General features: G+C 31.6%; 14 protein-coding genes and 1 pseudogene. 6 read left to right on the top strand and 9 right to left on the bottom strand.

From position 1 onward, the window contains the following. The first annotated feature begins 91 nt into the window (after positions 1-91). Positions 92-307, top strand: a complete 216-nt coding sequence (locus CN946_RS19375; RefSeq protein WP_098862584.1) for a hypothetical protein — start codon at positions 92-94, stop codon at positions 305-307. A gap of 107 nt (positions 308-414) precedes the next feature. On the opposite strand, the gene CN946_RS19370 is transcribed toward CN946_RS19375, so the two are convergent. The 6 genes and pseudogenes from CN946_RS19370 to CN946_RS19345 form a co-directional block, all read right to left on the bottom strand. Further along, a complete protein-coding gene (locus CN946_RS19370) occupies positions 415-1,431 on the bottom strand; it encodes a cytochrome d ubiquinol oxidase subunit II (protein WP_098862583.1) in 1,017 nt (338 codons plus the stop codon). Positions 1,432-1,546: 115 nt separating this feature from the next. Beyond that, positions 1,547-2,878, bottom strand: a complete 1,332-nt coding sequence (locus tag CN946_RS19365; RefSeq protein ID WP_098862582.1) for a cytochrome ubiquinol oxidase subunit I — start codon at positions 2,876-2,878, stop codon at positions 1,547-1,549. Between the two features lie 188 nt (positions 2,879-3,066). Then, positions 3,067-4,156 (bottom strand): annotated as a pseudogene (locus CN946_RS19360) (RNA-guided endonuclease InsQ/TnpB family protein). 440 nt (positions 4,157-4,596) lie between these two features. Next, positions 4,597-5,925, bottom strand: coding sequence for an MATE family efflux transporter (locus tag CN946_RS19355; RefSeq protein ID WP_141546945.1), 1,329 nt, complete (start codon positions 5,923-5,925; stop codon positions 4,597-4,599). A gap of 59 nt (positions 5,926-5,984) precedes the next feature. Next, positions 5,985-6,353 carry a GIY-YIG nuclease family protein gene (locus tag CN946_RS19350; RefSeq protein WP_098862581.1) on the bottom strand — a complete coding sequence of 123 codons (369 nt, stop codon included), beginning with the start codon at positions 6,351-6,353 and terminating at the stop codon, positions 5,985-5,987. Between the two features lie 19 nt (positions 6,354-6,372). Then, positions 6,373-7,071, bottom strand: coding sequence for a DUF2087 domain-containing protein (locus tag CN946_RS19345; RefSeq protein ID WP_483295407.1), 699 nt, complete (start codon positions 7,069-7,071; stop codon positions 6,373-6,375). 637 nt (positions 7,072-7,708) lie between these two features. Between CN946_RS19345 and CN946_RS19340 the strand changes: the two genes are divergently transcribed. Further along, on the top strand, positions 7,709-9,007 hold the full coding sequence (locus CN946_RS19340) for a polysaccharide deacetylase family protein (protein ID WP_098862579.1): 1,299 nt from the start codon (positions 7,709-7,711) through the stop codon (positions 9,005-9,007). Positions 9,008-9,127: 120 nt separating this feature from the next. Here CN946_RS19340 and CN946_RS19335 read toward each other — a convergent pair whose 3' ends face one another. Continuing rightward, complete coding sequence (locus CN946_RS19335) at positions 9,128-9,691, bottom strand: GNAT family N-acetyltransferase (protein ID WP_098862578.1); 564 nt, start codon at positions 9,689-9,691, stop codon at positions 9,128-9,130. Positions 9,692-10,560: 869 nt separating this feature from the next. Here CN946_RS19335 and CN946_RS19330 point away from each other — a divergent pair. The 3 genes from CN946_RS19330 (at position 10,561) to CN946_RS19320 (ending at position 14,219) form a co-directional block, all read left to right on the top strand. After that, entirely contained in the window at positions 10,561-11,046 is a 486-nt protein-coding gene (locus CN946_RS19330; protein WP_098862577.1) for an RNA polymerase sigma factor SigV, read from the top strand. Positions 11,047-11,070: 24 nt separating this feature from the next. Next, positions 11,071-11,943: an anti-sigma-V factor RsiV gene (rsiV, locus tag CN946_RS19325; protein ID WP_098862576.1), complete on the top strand. Its 873-nt coding sequence runs from the start codon at positions 11,071-11,073 to the stop codon at positions 11,941-11,943. A gap of 239 nt (positions 11,944-12,182) precedes the next feature. Next, a complete protein-coding gene (locus CN946_RS19320; protein WP_098862575.1) occupies positions 12,183-14,219 on the top strand; it encodes an acyltransferase family protein in 2,037 nt (678 codons plus the stop codon). 267 nt (positions 14,220-14,486) lie between these two features. Here CN946_RS19320 and CN946_RS19315 read toward each other — a convergent pair whose 3' ends face one another. Continuing rightward, positions 14,487-18,641: a S8 family serine peptidase gene (locus CN946_RS19315; protein ID WP_098862574.1), complete on the bottom strand. Its 4,155-nt coding sequence runs from the start codon at positions 18,639-18,641 to the stop codon at positions 14,487-14,489. A 425-nt stretch (positions 18,642-19,066) separates the two neighbouring features. On the opposite strand from CN946_RS19315, the gene CN946_RS19310 reads away from it, so the two are divergent. After that, on the top strand, positions 19,067-20,287 hold the full coding sequence (locus CN946_RS19310; RefSeq protein WP_098862573.1) for a helix-turn-helix domain-containing protein: 1,221 nt from the start codon (positions 19,067-19,069) through the stop codon (positions 20,285-20,287). Between the two features lie 214 nt (positions 20,288-20,501). Here CN946_RS19310 and CN946_RS19305 read toward each other — a convergent pair whose 3' ends face one another. Beyond that, positions 20,502-21,308 carry a M15 family metallopeptidase gene (locus tag CN946_RS19305; RefSeq protein WP_286133987.1) on the bottom strand — a complete coding sequence of 269 codons (807 nt, stop codon included), beginning with the start codon at positions 21,306-21,308 and terminating at the stop codon, positions 20,502-20,504. Between the last annotated feature and the right edge of the window lie 83 nt (positions 21,309-21,391).

Below are 21,391 nucleotides of genomic sequence, written 5' to 3'. Positions count from 1 at the left end.
AATAATAGTGGCTTGACCTAATATTTGATTAGTTTCCATCCCTTTTTCTATCTATTTAAATAATATGAAGGTAATTTCAGGTGAATTTAGCATGTTAATTGCAGATTCACCTTTTTTATTTGTAGTTTTGACCTTTTTAATTGCAGATTCAATTAATTTAATTGCAGTTTCGTCATTTTTATTTGCAGTTCCATCAGTTTATTTGCAGTTTCGTAAAATTTATTTGCAGTTCCCCCCCCTACCTCATCCTTTATTCAAAAAAAGACGCCTCAATGTTATAGGCGCCTCTCCACTCATTATTCAATGAAAAAATTTACTAATAAAAGATAATCCCATTATAAAAGCTACAATAAAACATAGAAGCACAAGCCGCTTTTCATGTTTATTAGAAGAGTGCATTTCATCTCCCCCACTTTACTTTTTGCCTTGAACATACTCAGCATCAAATAAAAATAGTTTAAATAAGAACAATAGCGATGGAACTAACAGTAACAACCCTAAGACAAATACAGTTACTAGCATGGTACCGGATGTTTGATTCGTGTATCCATTGTATATCGTAATATATGGATCTAATATATATGGCAAGTGCGCTGCCCCATAGCCGAAAAAAGCAAAGAAGAATTGGAGCATTACAAATATAAAGGCTGTTCCGTAATTTCGTTTTAGTAAAATTAATGATGATGCTATTAAAAAACAAATTAATGATAATAAAAACATCCACCAATAATGATTAACTATATTTTGATAAAACCTACTATTATTATCTCTTAATCCGACAAAAACAAGAAAACTTGATAGGATCGTTGGAGCGGTCCAATATAAAGCATATTGTCTTAATATTTCCAGCGCACTTTCATCTTTCGCTTTACTTGCGTAATAGGTTAAAAATGTTGCACTAATATATAAGACTGATATGATTGCAATGATTACAACACTCCAAGAGTAGATACTTGTTAATAAGTTTTTAGCTAAAAATTGAACGACTCCATTTTTTTCAACTATATACCCTCCTCCGGAAATGGTCAGAACTGTACAAAGTGAAGCTGGAATCAATAGGCCAGTCGCTCCATATAAGAATAAATAAACTTTGTTTTCCTTGGATCCATAATTAGAAAAGGCATAAAACGATCCTCTAATTGCCATTAGGATTAGCGAAATACTTCCTGGGATTAAAAGGGCCGTTCCATAGTAAAATGCAACACTTGGAAAGAAACCTATTATGCCAACAAAGAAAAATACAAAAAACACATTCGTTATCTCCCAAACAGGTGATAAATATCTACTAATCAAATTATTTATTAAGTGATCCTTTTTTGTTACTTTTCCAAAATAAGCAAAGAATCCAGCACCGAAGTCAATTGATGCAATAATGATATATCCATATAGAAATATCCATAAAACGATTATTCCTAATAACTCAATATTCAATGTTCACCCTCCTATTCATTGGCTTTGTCTCAAATTCCAGTAATACTCTTTCAAGCTACAACATTTACTTATTCGTAACTTACCGAGAGTTTTTTGATTGAATTTTAAACAGAGCCTATTTTTTTAAACGATATTGAAGTTCATCTTCGGGTGGATTATGAATGAACATTTTTCGAATAACGATTGTACAAAAGACTCCTAAAAATACATACAATACAAAAAACAACCAAAACATACCGCCTAGTCCTTTGGCAGTTGTGGCTCCCTCTGAAACCTTCATATATCCTCTTAATATCCATGGTTGGCGGCCAATTTCGGCAATCATCCATCCAAGTTCGATATTAATCATCGCTAATGGGCCTGTCAGCGCTAGTCCACGTAAAAGCCATTTATTATGCATCCAATTTTTCTTCTTAATAGAAAACACAACAAATATGAAGGTCATCGATATTATTAAGCCGACAAATGTCATCTTAATATCAAATAAATAATGTATGAACAAAGGTGGCGTCTCATCTTTTGGAAATTCATTTAATCCAGTTACTGGTGCATTAAAATCTGAGAAAGATAAAAAGCTTAGCAGTTTAGGAATTCGAATTTCATATTTTACTTCATGTGTTTTATCATCTAGTGTTCCGAATAAGACAAAATCTGCCCCTCTTTCTGTCTCAAAATGCCATTCAATTGCGGCTAGTTTTTCTGGTTGATATTTAGCAAGAAATTTTGCTGAAACATCTCCTGTGACACCTGTTAAAACGGCAAAAATTAATCCTAGTGTTGCTGCTAATCGAAGCCCTTTTCGTGTGTATTCCGTATTCTTTCCTCTTAATAATTGAATAGCAGCGATCGACGTTAATATAAGAGCGGATGCAACATATGCAGTAACAATTACATGTAAAGTTTTAGAAGGAGCAGCTGGATTAAACATTGCAGCGATTGGATCGACCGTTTTAATTATTCCATTTTTCAAAGTAAAACCTTGTGGAGTATTCATGAACGCATTTACTGTAGTGATAAAAAATGCCGACAAAGTTGATCCTAATATAACAGGTAAAATGATTAACCAATGATAAATAGGTTTTTTAAATCGGTCCCAAGTATATAAATAGATCCCAAGAAATATCGCTTCAAAAAAGAAAGCGAATGTTTCCATAAACAATGGGAAACTAATTGCTTGACCCGCGATTCTCATAAAGCTCGGCCATAATAAAGATAGTTGCAGACCAATACAAGTACCAGTCACTACTCCAACTGCAACGGTAATTGTGTAACCTCTGGCCCACCTTCTTGCCATTAACGTGTAATGTGGATCCTTTTTTAAGATTCCTAACCCTTCTGCAATTGCGATCATTAAGGGTATTCCTACACCAATTGTTGCAAAAATAATGTGAAATACTAGTGTCATACTTGTTAGTAATCTACTGAGTGTGACATTATCCAACTCCATCTGAAATCCCGTTGCCAAAACTTATAAAAATCAATAAATATCTATTATTTATTTTTTATAGATTTCGTTTATTTCCCTTTTCTACGTGTCCGATTTTGCCTAGTTAGACTACTTTCGTTTGATATAACACTCCGAGGGCGTAAATTCGGATACAACGAATCCTACATATCAGTATTGACGTCCAGGTGTCAGTTTACTAATTTATATCGTGACAAGTTGATTGCTGCGTTTACATCTCGATCCATTTCATGACCGCATTGACATTTGTAATACCGGTCTGATAGTTTTAAATCATTTTTCAATTTCCCACAACTTGAACACGTTTTAGAAGATGGATACCATTTATCAGCTTCAACAAATTCAATGTCATATTTTTCACATTTATATTGAATTTGACGTTTGAATTTATATAGACACTGCTTTGCAATTGCTTTTGACAGGTGCTTATTCTTCATCATTCCTTTGATATTAATAGCTTCCATTACGATGCGATAAGGTTTGGTTTTCACAATCTCGCTCGTGGATTGATGAAGATGATTTAGTCTGATATTTGTCAACCTTCTATGGAGGTGTTGTATCTTCTTTTCGATTTTTATAATGTTGCTTGTTTTGACGAAGCGGTTTCCCTCCTTATTCATTTCATATTTACGAGAAACTTGACGTTGCAACCTACGTAGGCGTTTCTCTACACTTCTAACAGTACTTGTTTTGTTAATATTTCTCTTCTTGATTCCGTCTGAACAAACAGCTAATTCTTTTATACCTACGTCAATACCAAGAGAGATATCTGTCAGTACAACTGTTTCTTTTAAAACATCAACACCAACAGAGATATACCAAAATTTACCATCGTAACTAACTCTAGGATTATAATATCTTTGATTAGGTAACAACCCAACCGACTTTTGTAATTAACACTTTATTTCCTTTTACTTTCAACTTCTCATTATCGTTATAAAAGGATGGTTTTGATTTTTTTCTACTTTTGAATCGTGGTTTATCTGCTAACCCTTTAGCGAACTTCATATATGCACCACAAAGATCTTTTATCGCTTGTTTTGTAATATTATTGGATACTTCATACAACCAAGAAAATTCATAAGTTTGTTTTAATACAGTTAATTCTTTTCTCAACAGACCATGAGAAATAAATTTCCCACCTTTTTTGTAACTTTTTTCTTGTTTGGATAATGCCCAGTTATAAGCCCATCTAGCAGTTCCCACTGATTTCCATAATTGTCTTTCTTGTTCAATTGTTGGTTTTAATCTTACTCTCATCGTAAGTAAAAATGTTTTTTTAAAATTTTTAAGAGTTTGTTTAGTTCCACCTACCAAATCAACTTTCAAATTACTCACCTCATGTATATTTAAACACAATGGGCGATTTGCATTTAGAACAAATTGTGATATTTTCTTAAATTTTAATAAAATAAAAATTGACTGTCGTTAACCCCCTATAATGTAATATCTTATTGTCCAATGTAATTAATTATTCTAATCAAATGACCGATAATGTTACGATTTTATGAACACAATCAGTAAAATTGCATTTTAATTTGTATCTATAAAAGTATGTTCCTATAACAATAAAGGTATACGGGGAATCTTAAGTACAAAGAATGTGAATGGGAAAACAAAAAACCACAAGGATAATCTTGTGGTTTCAGTGTTTAGACAAAGTCCCAAAAAATTGATTTTCAGTCTGAAGAATTTTAGGATTAATTGACTAAACGGACTATGCGTTTCTTTCTCCATGAAAATTTATAATATAAAAAATTTAATCCAAGTCCAACTATAAAAGCTGCCGGGTATCCGAACCAAATTCCTTTCATTCCGAGACTTGTGAAATGAGATAAAAAATAGGCTACAGGTACTTCAATACACCATATTACGAATATACTAATAAGCGTTGGCCACAGTACTGCTCCACTTGCACGCATTGTAGACGATAAAATAAATGAATGTCCGAGTATTAAATATCCCCATAACGTAATCATCAATAAACTATTCGCTATTTGTACAGTACTATCATTCGTTAGAAATAAATTTAAAATAGACTTTGAGAAAAAATAAGTGAGTAATACTACTATGCCACCTAGCACATAGTTAAGTAATAATCCTATTTTAATAACTTGGTTTAATCGATCAACCTGATTTGCTCCTATTGATTGAGCAGCAAAAATTGATACTGCAATTCCAATACAAATTGATGGCATTTGAACATAACTTACTAACTGATTTACTACCCCATAGGATGCAGTAGCATCTGATCCATATTGATTAACAAAAGTAATAACGGCAATCTCAGAAATCGAAAGAAATACCATATTAATACTCGTTGGAATACCTAGTTTTAAAATTAGTTTTAAAAGTTCAAGATCCATCCTCAAATAGTTTCTTATTGAAGCATCAAGGCGAAGGGGATGATTCGTTTTGTGTAAGTAAATGAATAGAACTATACATGTCAAAACCGTTGAACCTACTGAGGCATAAGCTGCCCCATATATTCCTAGCTTCGGTATGCCTACCCATCCAAATACTAATGGTGGTAATAATGCAACATTTAAAACGGTACTTAATATAAGAAAATAAAACGGTGTTTTTGAATCCCCAATACCTCTCATTAGAGTTGTATATACCATATAGATAAATAGCACGGGAATCGACCAAAATAAAATGGAAGCATAATGTGTGCTTACATGAAGTATATTTTCAGGTGTTCCTATTAATCTCAATAGTTTTTCAATAAAAATATTGCCGATTATCGCAAGCACTACTGAGAGAAAAAGAGTAAAAGTAAGAGTCGTTCCAACAATAGCTTTTACTCTTCCTTCAAGTTTTGCACCATGTGCCTGACCGATTAAAATTGAACTGCCAGAGCCAATTCCAATAATAAATGATACTAAAAAGAAAAATATTGGAAAGAAAGCTGAAATTGCTGCTAAAGCATTTTCCCCTAACCAATTTCCTACTATAATCATGCTAAAAACCTGACCAATAGACTGCATAATATTACTTAAAAGTAATGGAATTAGAAACATAATCATTGGGCGTAATAAAGTAAATTTTACTTTTTTTTGCTCCTGGGGTTTAATCTCAGATGTAATCAAGTCTGATCACCCTTACTATTGTATGTGTTATATCCTCTTTCACCATAAGGTTGGAGTTTATCTAACCATTTTTCCTCGAGTCTTTTTAGATCTCCCTTGATACCTAATGGACTAATGTCTTCTTCCTTTAAAATTTCTAATTCCTCAAATACAAATGACTCTTTTCCATATTCATTCCATTCTTGTTGAAGTGTTTTATTTGTACAAGACCCTGCCTCTAATTCAAATTTCTTACCATTAATTGTTTTTAAATTTTTAGTACTTACTATGAATATTTTTTGATTATTTATGTTTTTAATTTGATAAATACCTGCTTGAACTTTCGTTTCTTTATATTGCATTTTTAATTCTTTTTTTCTACTCATTTTTAACAACCTTTCTCTACTAAGCTTTTAACCAATAACTACTGCCATCCGACTTTCGATCAATAAAGCCATATTCAATTAAGTATCTTCTTAACACGACATAATCAGGATAAATAGCTGTCAGTACTTCATTTATCTCTTTTTCTGTATATTTCTTATTTGGTGAAAATCTTTTAACGATTTCTCTTAGAACAACAAGCTTTTGTTTTTCCTTTAATGGAAATTTTTTTAGTGGTCCATCTATGCCTTCCGGAAAGTATTTTTTTAAGGTTTTTTCCATTTCATCTTCCGTAATGTTATAGCGCTCATCGACCATTTTCGCTGTTTTATGAAGTGGTAAAAAACTTGGCGCATGTTGATCCTTTTCTTTTAAAAGCTCCATCATGACAAGAAATAATTTTGCTTGTCTTTCTTTTTCCTTTAAAACAAAGCGATGATTCCTGATCGTAGAAGCGCTACCGATACCAGTTTCTTTTTGAATATCTGTATCACTCTTCCCTTGATAAAAAAGACGTAAAAGATGGTTTTGATGTTCTGTTAATCCTGTTAGTTTTTTATCCAGTTGGATCAAATAATCGAAAACAGAGTCATGACTTTGTTCTATATGAATTTTCATGTATTTTTCGGCTTCATATAAAATTCCTGAATCTTGATAAATAATTCCTTTTTCAATTTTTTTACTACAGAGTAAACATAAATAATGATTTTCCTCTTCCATATATCCTTGTTTTAATTCTTCTATATCGGCATTCCAAAAAACATCTAAATTTCCCACTTAACAAACACAACCCTTTTTTGTTTATTATTAACCAAACAATTATTTAAAATGTTTATTTATTTACAAACATAATATGTTATTGTTTACAAAATGTCAATTTTACTTTTTTATAACAGGTTGTTTTATTGTTTTATTCTTTCTTATTTATAAAAAGAATGCCTCAAAAGACCTCTTAAAATGTTGGAACTCTTAATTTGCACACAAAAAGCGTCTCAAAGGTACTTTTTTCCTAATGAGATGCCATTTCAATCGATTAAACATTATTAAATGGTACTTTCTATACTTTTCAGCTTAATTCTCTTGTTCCAAAGGGACTAATTTCAAATCTTCAATTGACAATTTCTTACAGTACTTTACAATTAAATTGTAAGGTAAATTTAATATTCGACATATTTTAAAGTATTTAAAAAACCTGTTCTCAGTAGGGAAAATCTTTACATATTATTTTCCTTATAGACTAATATATTTAAAGAAAAACAGTAGAAATAATTATGACAAAAGTTATAATTTTAGGTCAGTCTTTACTGTCTATGAATAAACGAAAATTAATGATTTCTTTACAAGATCGGAGGAAGTTATGTCAATTAACAATGAAAAACATATTGAGCTTCTATCAATCGAACAAAAATTCGATAAATCCTTTTTGCATATAAAACTATTATTTAATCAAGAAATAGAACTTCATTGGGAAATTGACAACGAAACGGCCAATCTTATGAAATCAAAAATTATTTTTGATGAAAACTATAAGTTTAGCCTTTCTTTATGTAGTAATTGGGATGGGGATAAAGATCAGTTTATTAGTTTTGTTACTAAATCAAACAATAATGAGAGTGAAAAAATCTACTTTTCTTGTTCAGAAGAGTTTCATCTTCAACTTCACTCCATAAAAAATATGAAGGATCTTAGGATTTTAATTGATCTACCTTATTTATCAATTAGTCGATCCAGTTCCAAAAAAGAAAAGAGCAATTCGAAACGATATAAACTTTATGGTTGGCTTACTGTTGCTGCTATTAGTATTCTATCGATTAGTTTAATAGCTTATAAGAGTCAAACTTGTAAATCAGAATCTTTATTTTGCGGAAAAAAACCTGCCAAAGCTGAAAGTGTTTCAAAGGCACAAAATATAAAATCTCCAGAGAAACCAATTAAAACAAATCAGGATAAACAAGATCCAAAGAAAACTGATATTAAAAACGTATCTCAACCGAATGTGCACACAAATGAGCCGGATGTTAGATATGCAATAAAGCAAGAACAAATCAATAAACCTGTCCAATCAATATATCCGACTGTAAAATTAAACAATGTAGTTAACTATAGTATCCCACCAGGTAGCGTAGCCCTTACTTTTGATGATGGTCCCTCGAAATATTCAAAGGAAATTGTAAATGTTTTAAAAAAATACAAAGTTGGCGGTACATTTTTCTACATCGGAGATAACGTTCAAAGATATCCTGATTGTGTACAATACGCATATTCTAACGGTTACTCAGTTGGAAGCCACTCCATGCACCACAATGACTTCTTAAAACTATCTTATAAAAATCAAGAAGATGATCTGGTTAGAACAAGTAACTTAATAACAAATATTACAAAGCAAGACACAACTCTCTTTAGACCACCATACGGTGCAAAAAACCAAGCAACTATTGAATTAATGCAAAAACATCAATTTAAAATGGTTTTATGGGATAAAGATACTGAAGATTGGAAGAACCGCAACACAAATACAATTATAAATTACGTTAAAAGCCACACTGAATCTGGAAGTATTATTCTACTTCACGAAACTAAACCTTCTTTAGATGCTTTACCACAAATTATTGAGTATCTTCAATCAAAAAATTTAAAAATTGTTAGTTTAAATTAAAAAAGTAGTCGCTATTAGCTTAGTGACTACTTTTTTATTCAAACGTTTGTTTAAACTTTAAAATCCTTAATATGTGAAAAAATAGAAAGCTATTCGATTCTCTATTTTTCAAGTCATTATTTATGAATAATACCTTTCATTCCTTAACTCAAAAATACATGAATGTATGTCTTCTTCATCCGTCGATTTCTTATTTACCAGGCCTTTATTAATAAATTTATTTCTCTCTAAAATTTGGATTGATTTTTGATTTTCTGACTGAACAATTCCTTCAATGACTTGTAATTCTAGAGTACTAAATCCATATGCTAACACTGCTTTTAATGCCTCTTGCATGATTCCTTTTCCTTGAAGCTCTGGTGAAAGTTCATATCCAACTTCCCCTTTCGATTGCTCGACCGAAAAATTCCACAAGCAAATTGTACCGATTAATTGATCACTTTCTTTAAGAGTAATTGCCCAAAGAACCCAATCATTACGTTCAATTCCTTCATTAATCATTATTATATATTGAAGTGCTTCATCAACTTCTTTTGCAATCGGTCTGTTTATATATTGAGAGACCTTTTTATTTGATCGTAAAGCAAATATTTCATTTTGATCTTCATTATTCATTTGTCTTAAAACTAATCGATCCGTGACTATTTTTGGAAATGGGTCAAAATTATAGTGTTCTTTAATCATATATCCTCCAACTAAATTAGTAAGATTAGTACAGTTTGCAGACTCTTATTCCTATTATCTATAATCTCAATATGGAAATAAATAGCTATCAAAGAAAAAAGCTGGAACCTTTTGATTCGTCTTTCTATAAACAATTTCAAATATAACCATTATAAAAGAGCAAGATTTTAAATGTTAAAGTGTTTCAATAATTTTAAATATACCAATAAACTATAGTAAATTGTTTTTTCGGAAATTAAAAATATTAAGAGCAAATTTTAGTTATATAGTTTTAATTGATTCGTTTATAATTTGTTGTTCAATCACAATTGACTTACAAACTGATTAATAAACTGTTATGTTACACAAAGTAAAGGATATTAAATTAGGTTTTTATCGTAAAACTTATTTTGCTGAATTAGTTGATTGGAATGGAGGGATGCTCGACTCCTATGGGATATGCGGGAAGGCTAAAGACCCCGCAGGCTNNAAAGCGAGCATCCTGTAATGGAAATCAACATCACTCTACTCCTTTTACGAAAATTTGATCATTAACTGACAAGATTGTTTTTCAACAACTTGTATAAGAGCAAGATTTTAGATTCTTGCTTTTTTTGTTTTGGTTCTTTTTATACTTTAAAACGCCAGTTGATTGGAATAGAAGTACTCATTAGCTCTTTTTTTAATTAATTGTCTATAGTTTGTTTACGAATTGATATGCCATCTGTATACTACTAATTTAGGCCAAATTACCATTAAACAGGTAGGCTGATTTTTAGTAAAAATTCCCTAAAATATTTTTTACTTTTTATAAAACTTTTTCGAATAGGTATACGTCTTTTATAATGTGTACCTTCTCAGATACGTATCTCAAAAAAGGAGCTCTTTAAATGAAGGGGAAATCTAACTTAGAAAAGGAACTTGTAGATTTTATTATTAATAATAAAGATGATTTTTATCGGTTAGCTTATAGCTACGTTAAAAATTCAGAAGATGCGGTGGATATATTACAAGATTCTATTCATAAAGCCATTTCCTCAAAAGATAAATTAAAAAATAAACAATCTTTAAAAAGTTGGTTTTATAGAATTGTAGTAAATACATCATTAGATTTTTTAAGAAAACAAAAAAAAGTAACTGTAATGGATGAAGAAACCATTGAGTTATATTCTTCAGGACAGGATGATAATTATACGGATATTGATTTAGAAAGATCATTAGAATCTTTACCAACTAAATATCGGGCTGTAATTGTCCTCAGGTATTTCGAAGACTTAAAGATAGAAGAAGTTGCTGAAATTTTACAGGAGAGTCCAAATACAATAAAAACTCGTTTATATAAAGCTTTAGAAATACTCCGGATTAAAATGAAATGAATTTATTTTTGGGAGGCCAATTAGTTGGATAAAAAATTAGAAAAATTAAGATCGGACTATAAAAATGTCCCTATCCCTGATAATTTGGACATTATTGTTAAAAAAGCAATTAAACGTTCAATACAAAAAAGATTCCCTCTAAAGTCAATTACAGGTTTTTTTACTGCTGCACTATTTGTTTTATCAATAAATACTAGTTCGACTTTTGCAAAGTCATTATCGAATGTTCCAATACTTGGAAATGTTGTTAATGTACTAACTTTTACTGAATATACTGTAGATGAGCCAACCTATAAGGCAGATTTAAAAGTCCCTGCGGTTAATAATTTAAAAAATAAAGATTTAGAGCAAAGCTTGAACAATAAATACTTAGAAGAAAATAAGAAGCTATATGATCAATTTATGAAAGAAACAGAATCTGTAAAAAAAGATTCTGGTGCACATTTAGGAATTGATAGTGGTTATGAAGTTAAAACAGATAATGAGGACATATTGTCGATTGAAAGATATGTTGTTAATACTGCTGCTTCCTCCTCAACGACTATGAAATTCGACACAATTGACAAGAAAAAGGAAATTTTATTGTCATTACCTATTCTTTTTAAAGATAATTCATATGTAAAAATAATTAGCGAAAACATTAAAGAACAAATGAAAGAGCAGATGAAAAAAGATGAAAGTAAGGTATACTGGATACCGGAGGCAAATCTTGACTATTCAATTGATCCTTTCGTAACCATTAAAGACAATCAAAATTTTTATATAAATAATGATCATAAGCTTGTTATTTCATTTGATAAATATGAAGTTGCGCCTGGTTATATGGGTGTTGTTGAATTCACGATTCCAACTGACGTTCTTTCAAAAGTTTTAGTTGGACATCATTATATTAGATAAAAACGAATAAAGGAGCCACTCTTAATTGATTAGGTTTGGCTCTCTTTTAAGAAAAACAAATACATTAAACAAAAAGCCAATATATAAAGAAGGCTGACATAAATAGTTAAATTAGGGGAAGGGGAAATTAGTAATGAACTTCGCGGTTCAGACGGTTAAGAAATTAAATTTTATAAGAGCTCAATATTTATTCGAAAAAGAAATCGTTTATGAGGTGTTTAAACAAAGAGGTTCTGCTTATGTCTAATACAAATAAACAGTTTCGTTATATGGCTGGATTAGACGGGCTTAGAGCATTAGCAGTTTTATCGGTCATTGCTTATCACTTAAATTTTTCTTGGGCTTCTGGTGGTTTCCTAGGAGTAACAGTATTCTTTGTACTTTCAGGTTATTTGATTACTGATTTATTAATTGCCGAGTGGAGTACAAATCAAAGGATTGACTTAAAAAGTTTTTGGTACCGCCGCGCAAAAAGACTTTTACCAGGAATGTTCACCTTACTACTAATCGTCATTGCATTTGTTTCATTATTCAAATCATCAATGATCGGAAATTTAAAACAAGATTCAATAGCTGCAATATTTTATTACAGTAATTGGTGGTATATTTTCCATCATCTTTCATATTTTGAGTCTTTTGCAAATCCTTCTATATTAAATCATTTTTGGTCGTTAGCAGTTGAAGAGCAATTTTATATTATTTGGCCAATCCTTACTATATTAGGCTTAAAATATATTAAAAATAAAGATCGCCTATTTTTGTATACATTAGTTGGTGCAATCGTTTCTGCATTACTGATGGCTATATTATTCCATCCGGGTAGTGATCCTAGTAGAGTCTATTACGGTACTGATACGAGAGCTTTTTCATTATTAATCGGAGCTTCATTAGCATTAGTATGGCCTAGCCGAAAACTTACAAATAACGTTACAACCTCTGGAAAGATTTTAATTGATCTAGTTGGGATTACTGGTTTACTTATTTTTCTACTTATGGTCGGTAAAACAAATCAATATGATAGTTTCCTTTATCGCGGAGGAATGTTCCTATTGTCTATTTCCGCTGCAATGCTAATTGCAGCACTCGCTCACCCTACAAGTAAGATTGGTAGATTCCTAGCAATGAGACCATTGAAATGGATTGGATTACGTTCATATGGAATCTATTTATGGCAGTATCCTGTAATTATTTTATTTTCCCCTAAGGTTAACACTGGCGATATTTCACTTTTTAGAGCAATTTGTCAAATTACTTTAATATTTGTTCTTGCTGCACTATCCTATCACTATATTGAAGACCCAATTAGAAAAGGTAAACTAGGTATACTTTGGAAGAACTTCCTTGCAGGAAATATTAACTTAAAAGAATTCTTTTATAAACATATTGTGATCATTAGCACGTTTATTTTACTATCTGGTATCGCAAGCTTTGGACTATCTGTTCTCCCTGATGCTAAAGGTGTAAAAGCAAGCTCAGAAATTGAATCGGTTCAATCCGTATCAAAGCAATCATCTGAAACTGTTGTTGAAAACGATATTAAAGAACCTCCTTCAACAGCTATAGTTGATCACGATAAACAGGTAACTAAGTCAGTTCAGCAAAATGATGACAAAAAAACAGTAAATAATGAAGAAGAAACAGTAAATAAAGATGAAAAGCCAGTTACTGACAATACAAATAAGCACAATAATAACGGTCAAACAAATGAAGATTCTAAGCCAGTTGTAAATAACAATCAAACGCCAAATAATAATAATAATGTTAATACTAATAAACCTGCTGAAACGAATAAGCCGGTTGTTTCAAACAATAGTGTATTTATCATAGGGGATTCTGTCGTTATTAATTCAATTCCTGAACTCAAAAAAACATATTCATCTCTTTCGGTAAATGCTAAAATTGGAAGACAATTTACTGAAGCATCTGCAATTATTCACCAAGCAAAAAATACAAATTCGCTTGGTAATATTGTTGTTATAGAGCTAGGTACAAACGGTCCGTTTACCGTAAAACAAATGTCTTCTCTCATAGAGTTAATTGGAAAAGATCGAAAAATTTTATTTGTTAACACGCGAGTACCAAGACCTTGGGAATCGATTGTTAATAAAACTTTAAGAGAAGTTTCAAGTAAATATTCAAATACTAGAGTGGTAGACTGGCATAGTGCTAGCGCAAATCATAATTCATATTTTTCTCCAGATGGCGTTCATTTAAAACCAGATGGTGCAAAAGTATTTGCGTCATTACTAATAAATGCAATTGAATCTTGGAAGTAACACCTGTTGAATTAGATATATGGTAAAAGACTACAAGACAAACTTGAAGTGCACCCTGAATGTTAGCAGAGTCTAAGATTTTGGGGTGCATTTTTTTTATGACTAAATTTACAAATGATGAGAAAAAATATATTTATCACTCCTCCTTCTATTAACTTGAGTATGGCTTCATCATACTAAAGTATCAAATAACCTCTTTAATACATAATAAAGCCACAAGGTAAATTCCTTGTGGCTTTTTATCGCAAGATCACTTAATCTTGCACTCTAGTTAAATTTCTTTTTCAATTCTTCTAACGTTAATTTACCTGTTTTTTCAACTGGTTTAATAGATGTAGGGAAAAATGGATTTGTTGTCATGAAGTTCTTTTCAACGTAATTGAAGTCCTGGATATCAACTACTCCATCTTTATTTAGATCTTCCTTCAACATATCGCCAGTTTCCTGAGCTTTATTTGCAATAAGCTTTGCATCATAAATGTCGATTACATTATCTCCATTAATGTCTCCTGCCGCTGCAGTATCAGTATAAGCGATATAGTCTATACCCTGAACTTTTCCATCTATTAATTTACCTAATTTAATTTTTTTACTATATTGATAATGTCCTGGAATGTTGACTACTAGTGTATAATCATCCTCAGTTGCCGGAATATCAAAGATCGTCATATAGCCATTTTCTGAAATATCCGCTTTATATTGTTTACCTTTTTTATCTACAACATATGCTTTTACACCTAACTTCGAATAATCTAAATCGTAGTTATAAAAGTTAACTGCCTCACCGTGGAAATACCCTTCTAAAACTGAATGTTGAGCGATGAATTTAAAGCGATTAGCATATGTCGGTAACGTAATTTTATCACCTTCATTTGTTTGATATGTTGACTCTTGATAATAAAAGCCACTCTCCCTCATATAGTTAAGGTCACTCACAACTTTTAAATCAATATCTAATAAATCAATATTCCCATTAATTTTTACAGGTAAATTCGTCTTTTTATCCTTAATGTCAATTGATAATGTTGTAATATTTGACCAATAATCCTCTGTTATTTGTGGTTTTCCAATACGAATACTCCAATTATTTTTCTTCATTAACTCATCTAATTGCTTCGATTGCTTTACACTCATAACTTTATAATAGTTTGGAATATTGATTGTCGCGTTAGCACTTGTTAAATCCTTTGCATTGTGGATCGTAAATGTACTTGTAAACTCTGAACCTAGCGTAACTTCTTTAGACTCTGTATTAATTGTTGAATATCGATCACCTTTATTAATAATCGTAAAATCTGGGAAAACCGGGTTTCCTGCTGATGCATAATCATAAGTATAAATCGCTACGTTCGTAGGGTAATTTGCATACTCTTCTGGTAATACACCAAATTTGAAATCACCATTTTTAGTTGGGAAAAACTGTGCTGTCGGCCATGAAGAATCCTGATAAGCATAAACTGAGTTTGCTTCCTGAGTTAAATCATGTCCCCTACTCTTTAAATAATCAATCGTATCATCATATACATTCCCGTGGACCCAGTAAGCTTTATAGTCTTTACCATCCATTGGATTTGATTCGGTTGTTAAATCTGCATCGGAAATTTCATTAATGCCTGTCTTTTTATCAAAGACTACTTTTGGAGGTGTATTATCAATTACCATATCATTGTCTACTTTATAGGTTTTTCCATCTGCATCTGTACCAATATAAGAAACAATATATTTGCCCTCATCCAATGATTCATACTCTAGAGATAATGGCTTATTTGGGTCACCTGTAAATAATTTTGCATCTCCTGAAAAGCCGTACATGATTAAGTAGTCTGTATCAACATTTGCACCATCTAAATCGAAAGTTCCATACAGGCCAATTGGTTTTCCAGATAGATCGCTAACAACTACATCGATTTTTTTCATTTCACTGTTTAATCTTATTGTAACTGGTGTAAAAGGTAGTATATCAGGATGGAAGTTACTTAAGTCACTTGTAATTGCATTCTTAAAGAAATCAACCTTTGCAAAGCCACTTGTCGTATACCTCACGTGGAATGGTATTTGGTACTCCTGTGTTTTTGATTCATTTTCTACATAAATATATCCTTCATATATGCCAAACTCAGCAGATTTTGGAATTGTTACTTTAGCGTCTATATTGACACTTTCATTTCCATTAACAGCTACTTTAGAAGGCAATTCGAGTTTTACTCCATTTTTACTAGAATCCTTTGAAACATCATCGATTGTTAAAAATTCTACTCTTGTATGATATGTCTCATTATTTTTGCTTAAATTTTTAATACTAATTGATGTTGTTCGATTTTGTTCCTCACTTGTTTGTGTAATACTTCCAAAAGGTAATGAACCTGTTACATCATCGATTTGCTTTTTAAATCCATTTTCGTCCAATGTGTACGTTTTATTTTGTACTTCTACTAAAGTGGTGTTATGAACTGCCTCATAAGCATCTACTCGCCCAGCTCCAACTTCGTTTACATGATATGTTCTTCCTTTTAATGGATCCGCTGTATTCATAAGTGCTGCTTTTACATCAGAAACAGTATATTCTGGATGGGATTGTAGTAATAATGCAGCAACACCCGCAACATGCGGTGTAGCCATTGAAGTTCCATCCATGCTCGCGTAACTAGATGAATAATCCGTTTCTTCCCCGGGATTATTAATATATTCTGGTACAGTTGAGAAAATAGAAACCCCTGGTGCCACAACATCTGGTTTAATATCAAAATTATTACTTACAGGACCTCTAGAACTAAAATCTGCTAATACGTCACCAGATGTCATATTTGACTGTAATTCCGTCATTTTTAATTTAACATCCGGATTCTTATTGAGTTCATCAACAATACTTTTCCCTTCCTCTTGACTCATTTTAAAGGTTGGTACATACCCAAAGTTTTCTCCTAAGAAGAAAGGAATCTCTTCTTCTATATTGTTATAAATTAACACTGCTACTGCCCCTTTTTCATGAGCACGACGGATTTTTTCATCAAAAGATAGAGTACCACGTGATATTAGCGCCACTTTGCCACTTACGTCTTTATTTGTATAATCCTCTTCGGCACCTATTCCTACATCTACTACTTTCAATTCTTTATCAATTATATTTAAATAATCTTTACCTAAACCGTGAGCCATTAACTCATTTTTAACTGAAACATTCCCTATACTCGTCTGTACAGTTGGTATATCTGTAGGTACATCGCTTGCTCCAACAGTAATAGCTAACGGTGATGAACCAGGAGAACCTAATGACCCTGGCGTAGGACCTGCGTTACCTCCTGCTACAACGGGAACTACTCCTTGCAAAGCTGCATTATTAATCGCTACTGCTGTAGCATCTAAAGAATAATTATTACTGTTTCCTAAAGAAAGATTAATCACATCCATGCCATCTTCTACGGCCTTTTCAATACCAGCAATAATCCAAGAATCATATCCTGAACCATAATGCCCTAAAACACGATATGCATATAAATCAACATTTGGTGCAACGCCAGTCATCGCATAATCAACGTTATTTCGTGGGTTTGATGCAATCGTACCTGCAACATGCGTTCCATGCTCAGTAACAAATGGACGACCATCAATTTCTGCCGGCTCACCAGAAGCAGCAAGATCTGCAGGTGTAGACTCCATTGGATCCGAGTCATTATCTACAAAATCATAACCACCTTTATAAACATCCTTTAAATCCGGATGATTGTAATCAATACCCGTATCAAGAACTCCTACTTTAATCCCCTGTCCTTTTATATCCTCGTTATGTAAACGATCTACACCCAAAAGGGGTAAAGCTGGTGGAACACTTTGGTTTTTTGTAAAAGCGTTAACAGAAAGCTCTTTGATCGGTACACTAACTTTGTTATCCTTCCATACTCTTTTCACAACACCTGTTTGAAGAAGTAAATTAATTTGATTTGTCGGAATGGTCATTGCCACTCCATTAAATACATTTTCAAATGATTGTTTGATATGAAATTGGTTTGTTTTCTCCTTAGCTTGCTGAGTTACTTCCACTTTTTCGTTTTTCTTACTCCATAATTCTGTTAATCGCTTTTTAAAGAACTCTTGTTCACCTTTAATTTTTTCTTTCTTACCTTTAGAAATCTCTTTTACTTTCCCATTTTGATCATTTTCAATTGGTGAAGTTTTTAGTTCAACAATTATATTTGCAGTTTTATCTTTTAAAGATAATAAACTAGGGTCGATCACAAAGCCTTCTTGAGGAGTTAAACGCTTAATCGATTGTCTTTGCTCATCTGTCAGCCCCTTTAAGATTGATTCTACAGAGTTCGACGTTGCATAAGATTTTTTTTGAGGCATTAAATAAGATGTAAAAAAGCTTGTAGTTAATACACTTGTTACCATTACGTTTAGCATTTTCTTATTTCTAATCTTCATTTCGATGCGCTCCTTCTACTTGATTAAGTTAAATTGAGTAAAAAATAGTTACTGCATGAAAAAATGATTAAATTAACCAACTCTAATTCATTCCTCCAATTAAAAAAATGATGTAAAATTAGAATTAGAATAATTAGACAAATCTAATAATTTAATTGTAATTTAGCTATATTTCGTGGTAAATGGGGGTTATTTCAGTCCAAATTTTTATTTATAGCCCTTATTTCGACATTAATCATCATAATTAAATTATCTTTTTAGAATTAAATCTCATATTTTACTAAATTTATTGATTCATAGATTGTGTTTGGAAAGAAAGTTATTAAAAAATTCAATAGAAATTTTTATTATTAACTTGGGGGAATCGATGGTTTTCTACTGCTCAAACTATTAATAAAAAGGTTTACAAAAGGGAGAAATTTGTTATGTATGAGGGGAAAATCATAAAATATTATCGAGAAAAATCTCAGATGACACAAGAACAGTTAGGGAAAGGAATTTGTTCTAGTACACATATTAGTAAAATAGAAAGATCTCAAACAGAATATGCAAATGAAATTATTGCCCTACTATCGGTAAGACTTGGAATAAAAATCGAAAATGAGATTTTAAAATTAAAAAATATTAAGATGCGTATAAATAGTTGGCAGCAGTCTATTGTAATGCAACTATTTGACGAAATAGAAGAAATCAACTTAGAACTTGAGCAAGAAGAGTTAATTCAAATTTCAAATTATATCAATCAATATAAATTACTTCGTATCAGATATTTATTAATGAAGAATTTAATGAATGAAGCAAAAGAGCTCATTAATGAAATAAAAAAAATAAAGCACAAATTGTCGCCTTATGAAATAAATCTCTTTAGACATGTGCAAGGTATTTACCACTTAACGAACCATGAACCTTTACTTGCCATTCAGGTTTTAAAGAAAATTAATATTGAAGAATATGCAAATGAGGAATATTATTATCATTTAGCTTCTGCTTATCATTCTAACGATTTACCTGTTATGGCTTACTTTTATGCTGATAAAGCCCGTCAGTATTTCAAAAGTATTAATTCCTATCTTCGTGTAATCGACTCCGAAATGCTTATGCTAATACAAGTTAAAGATAATGAAGAATTTTCAGAGACGATTAAAGGATTTGAAAACTTAATCCAAAGCTGTGAAATTTGTAGATCATCAGACCGAAAAGCAAGAGTATATCATAATTTAGCCTTTGAATATTACCGAAGAAAAAATTATGAGTTAGCAAAAAAATATTATTTTGAGTCTATGAAATTAAAGGATTCTTATTCTATACCATATTTACTTTCCCTAGAAGGATATATACGAAGTTCCTATTATGGAGAACTATTACCTAAAGGACAATTATTACAGTATGTAAGTAAAGGGTTTGATATTGCTTCAAAAAAAAATGACAAACTTTTTATCAATTTATTCATTTTATTAGACTTTTTAATCTTAGAAAAGGAACAAGAATATCACCAATATTTGGCGGAACATTCACTACCATTTTTTAAAAAACTAGGATTCGCTTATCTAATAAATCAATCGGAAAAAGAATTGTTCAATTATTATTTTAATCGGAAACAAACCCGTAAAGCACTAGGTATGGCAAATACTTTAATCAATCAGTAGTTAGTAAAAGGCATGTCTCAGACTGTTGACAAACGCTCGCTTCCTTCGTTGCTTCGCCTGTCTGCGGTGCTCATTACCATTTAGGGTAACTCCGCTCCTCACCAGGCTTCGCGCCTCGAAAGACAAGCGCTTGCAATCAGTCTGAAAATCTGTTTTTTTGATTCTATATAAAAAGGCATGTCTCATATTAATGGGACATGCCTTTTTGTTATTATTATTTTTTAGCTGGCATCGCTTCTTCAAGTGCAAGATGATTCGTGTATAAATAAGTAGCGTATTCTTTTCCAACGTATCGAATATGCCACGGTTCGTAGTGATATTTTGTTATATCTACTTTATCTTCTGGGTAACGAATAATAAAGCCGTATTCATTTGCATGTTCTGCTAACCATGTTCCTTCTGGCGTTTTGGCAAAACCTACTTCTAATGCATTACCAAATGCTGGTGATGAAACATCCATCGTTAGTCCCGTTTGATGTTCACTCGTTCCTGGATATGCACTATATGCCTTAGTCCATTCCTCACCGTGTACAGAAATATAATTATTGTATAAAGCAACTTGTCGATCATACGAACGGTATCCAGAAATTGCTGTTAATGTATAGCCATCCGCAGCTGCACCAGCAAATAACTTCTCTAATGCATGGCCAGCTTCACTTCTCATTCTAGTTTTGTCTTTTACCGCCCCATTTAATGGTATTGATGGATAGATAAGATCGTTAGGTTCATAACCATCTGGTAACTTTCGATCTTTATTAACTAAGACTAAATTTGAATCAACGTTTAACACTTCTAATAATCCAGATTCATCTTCTTTTGTAGTTTTATAATAATCTGGAAAATTAAGTACATTATCATTTTTTACAATGTCATTTTTAACCTTAGCATTCTTTTTAATAACAATCGTTTTAGGTTCTTTGTTTTGTTCATAAAGAGTACCCGCAACTCCAGCTACTAAAACTAAGGAAATTGCGATCCCTATAATTGGTTTTTTTCTACGATTTTTCATAACTCTAGACAATTGTTTTCTCCTCCTATAATTTCTTCTTTTTATCGTTTTTTTAATTGGTTGTTGTCGTAAGTATTTGATAGATGTTTAATAAA

It is taken from the genome of Bacillus sp. AFS053548 (genome assembly GCF_002575105.1).
Classification (GTDB): domain Bacteria; phylum Bacillota; class Bacilli; order Bacillales; family Bacillaceae_G; genus Gottfriedia.
Note: the sequence above shows the minus strand (reverse complement) of the source record. Positions and strands in the feature narration are given on the sequence as shown.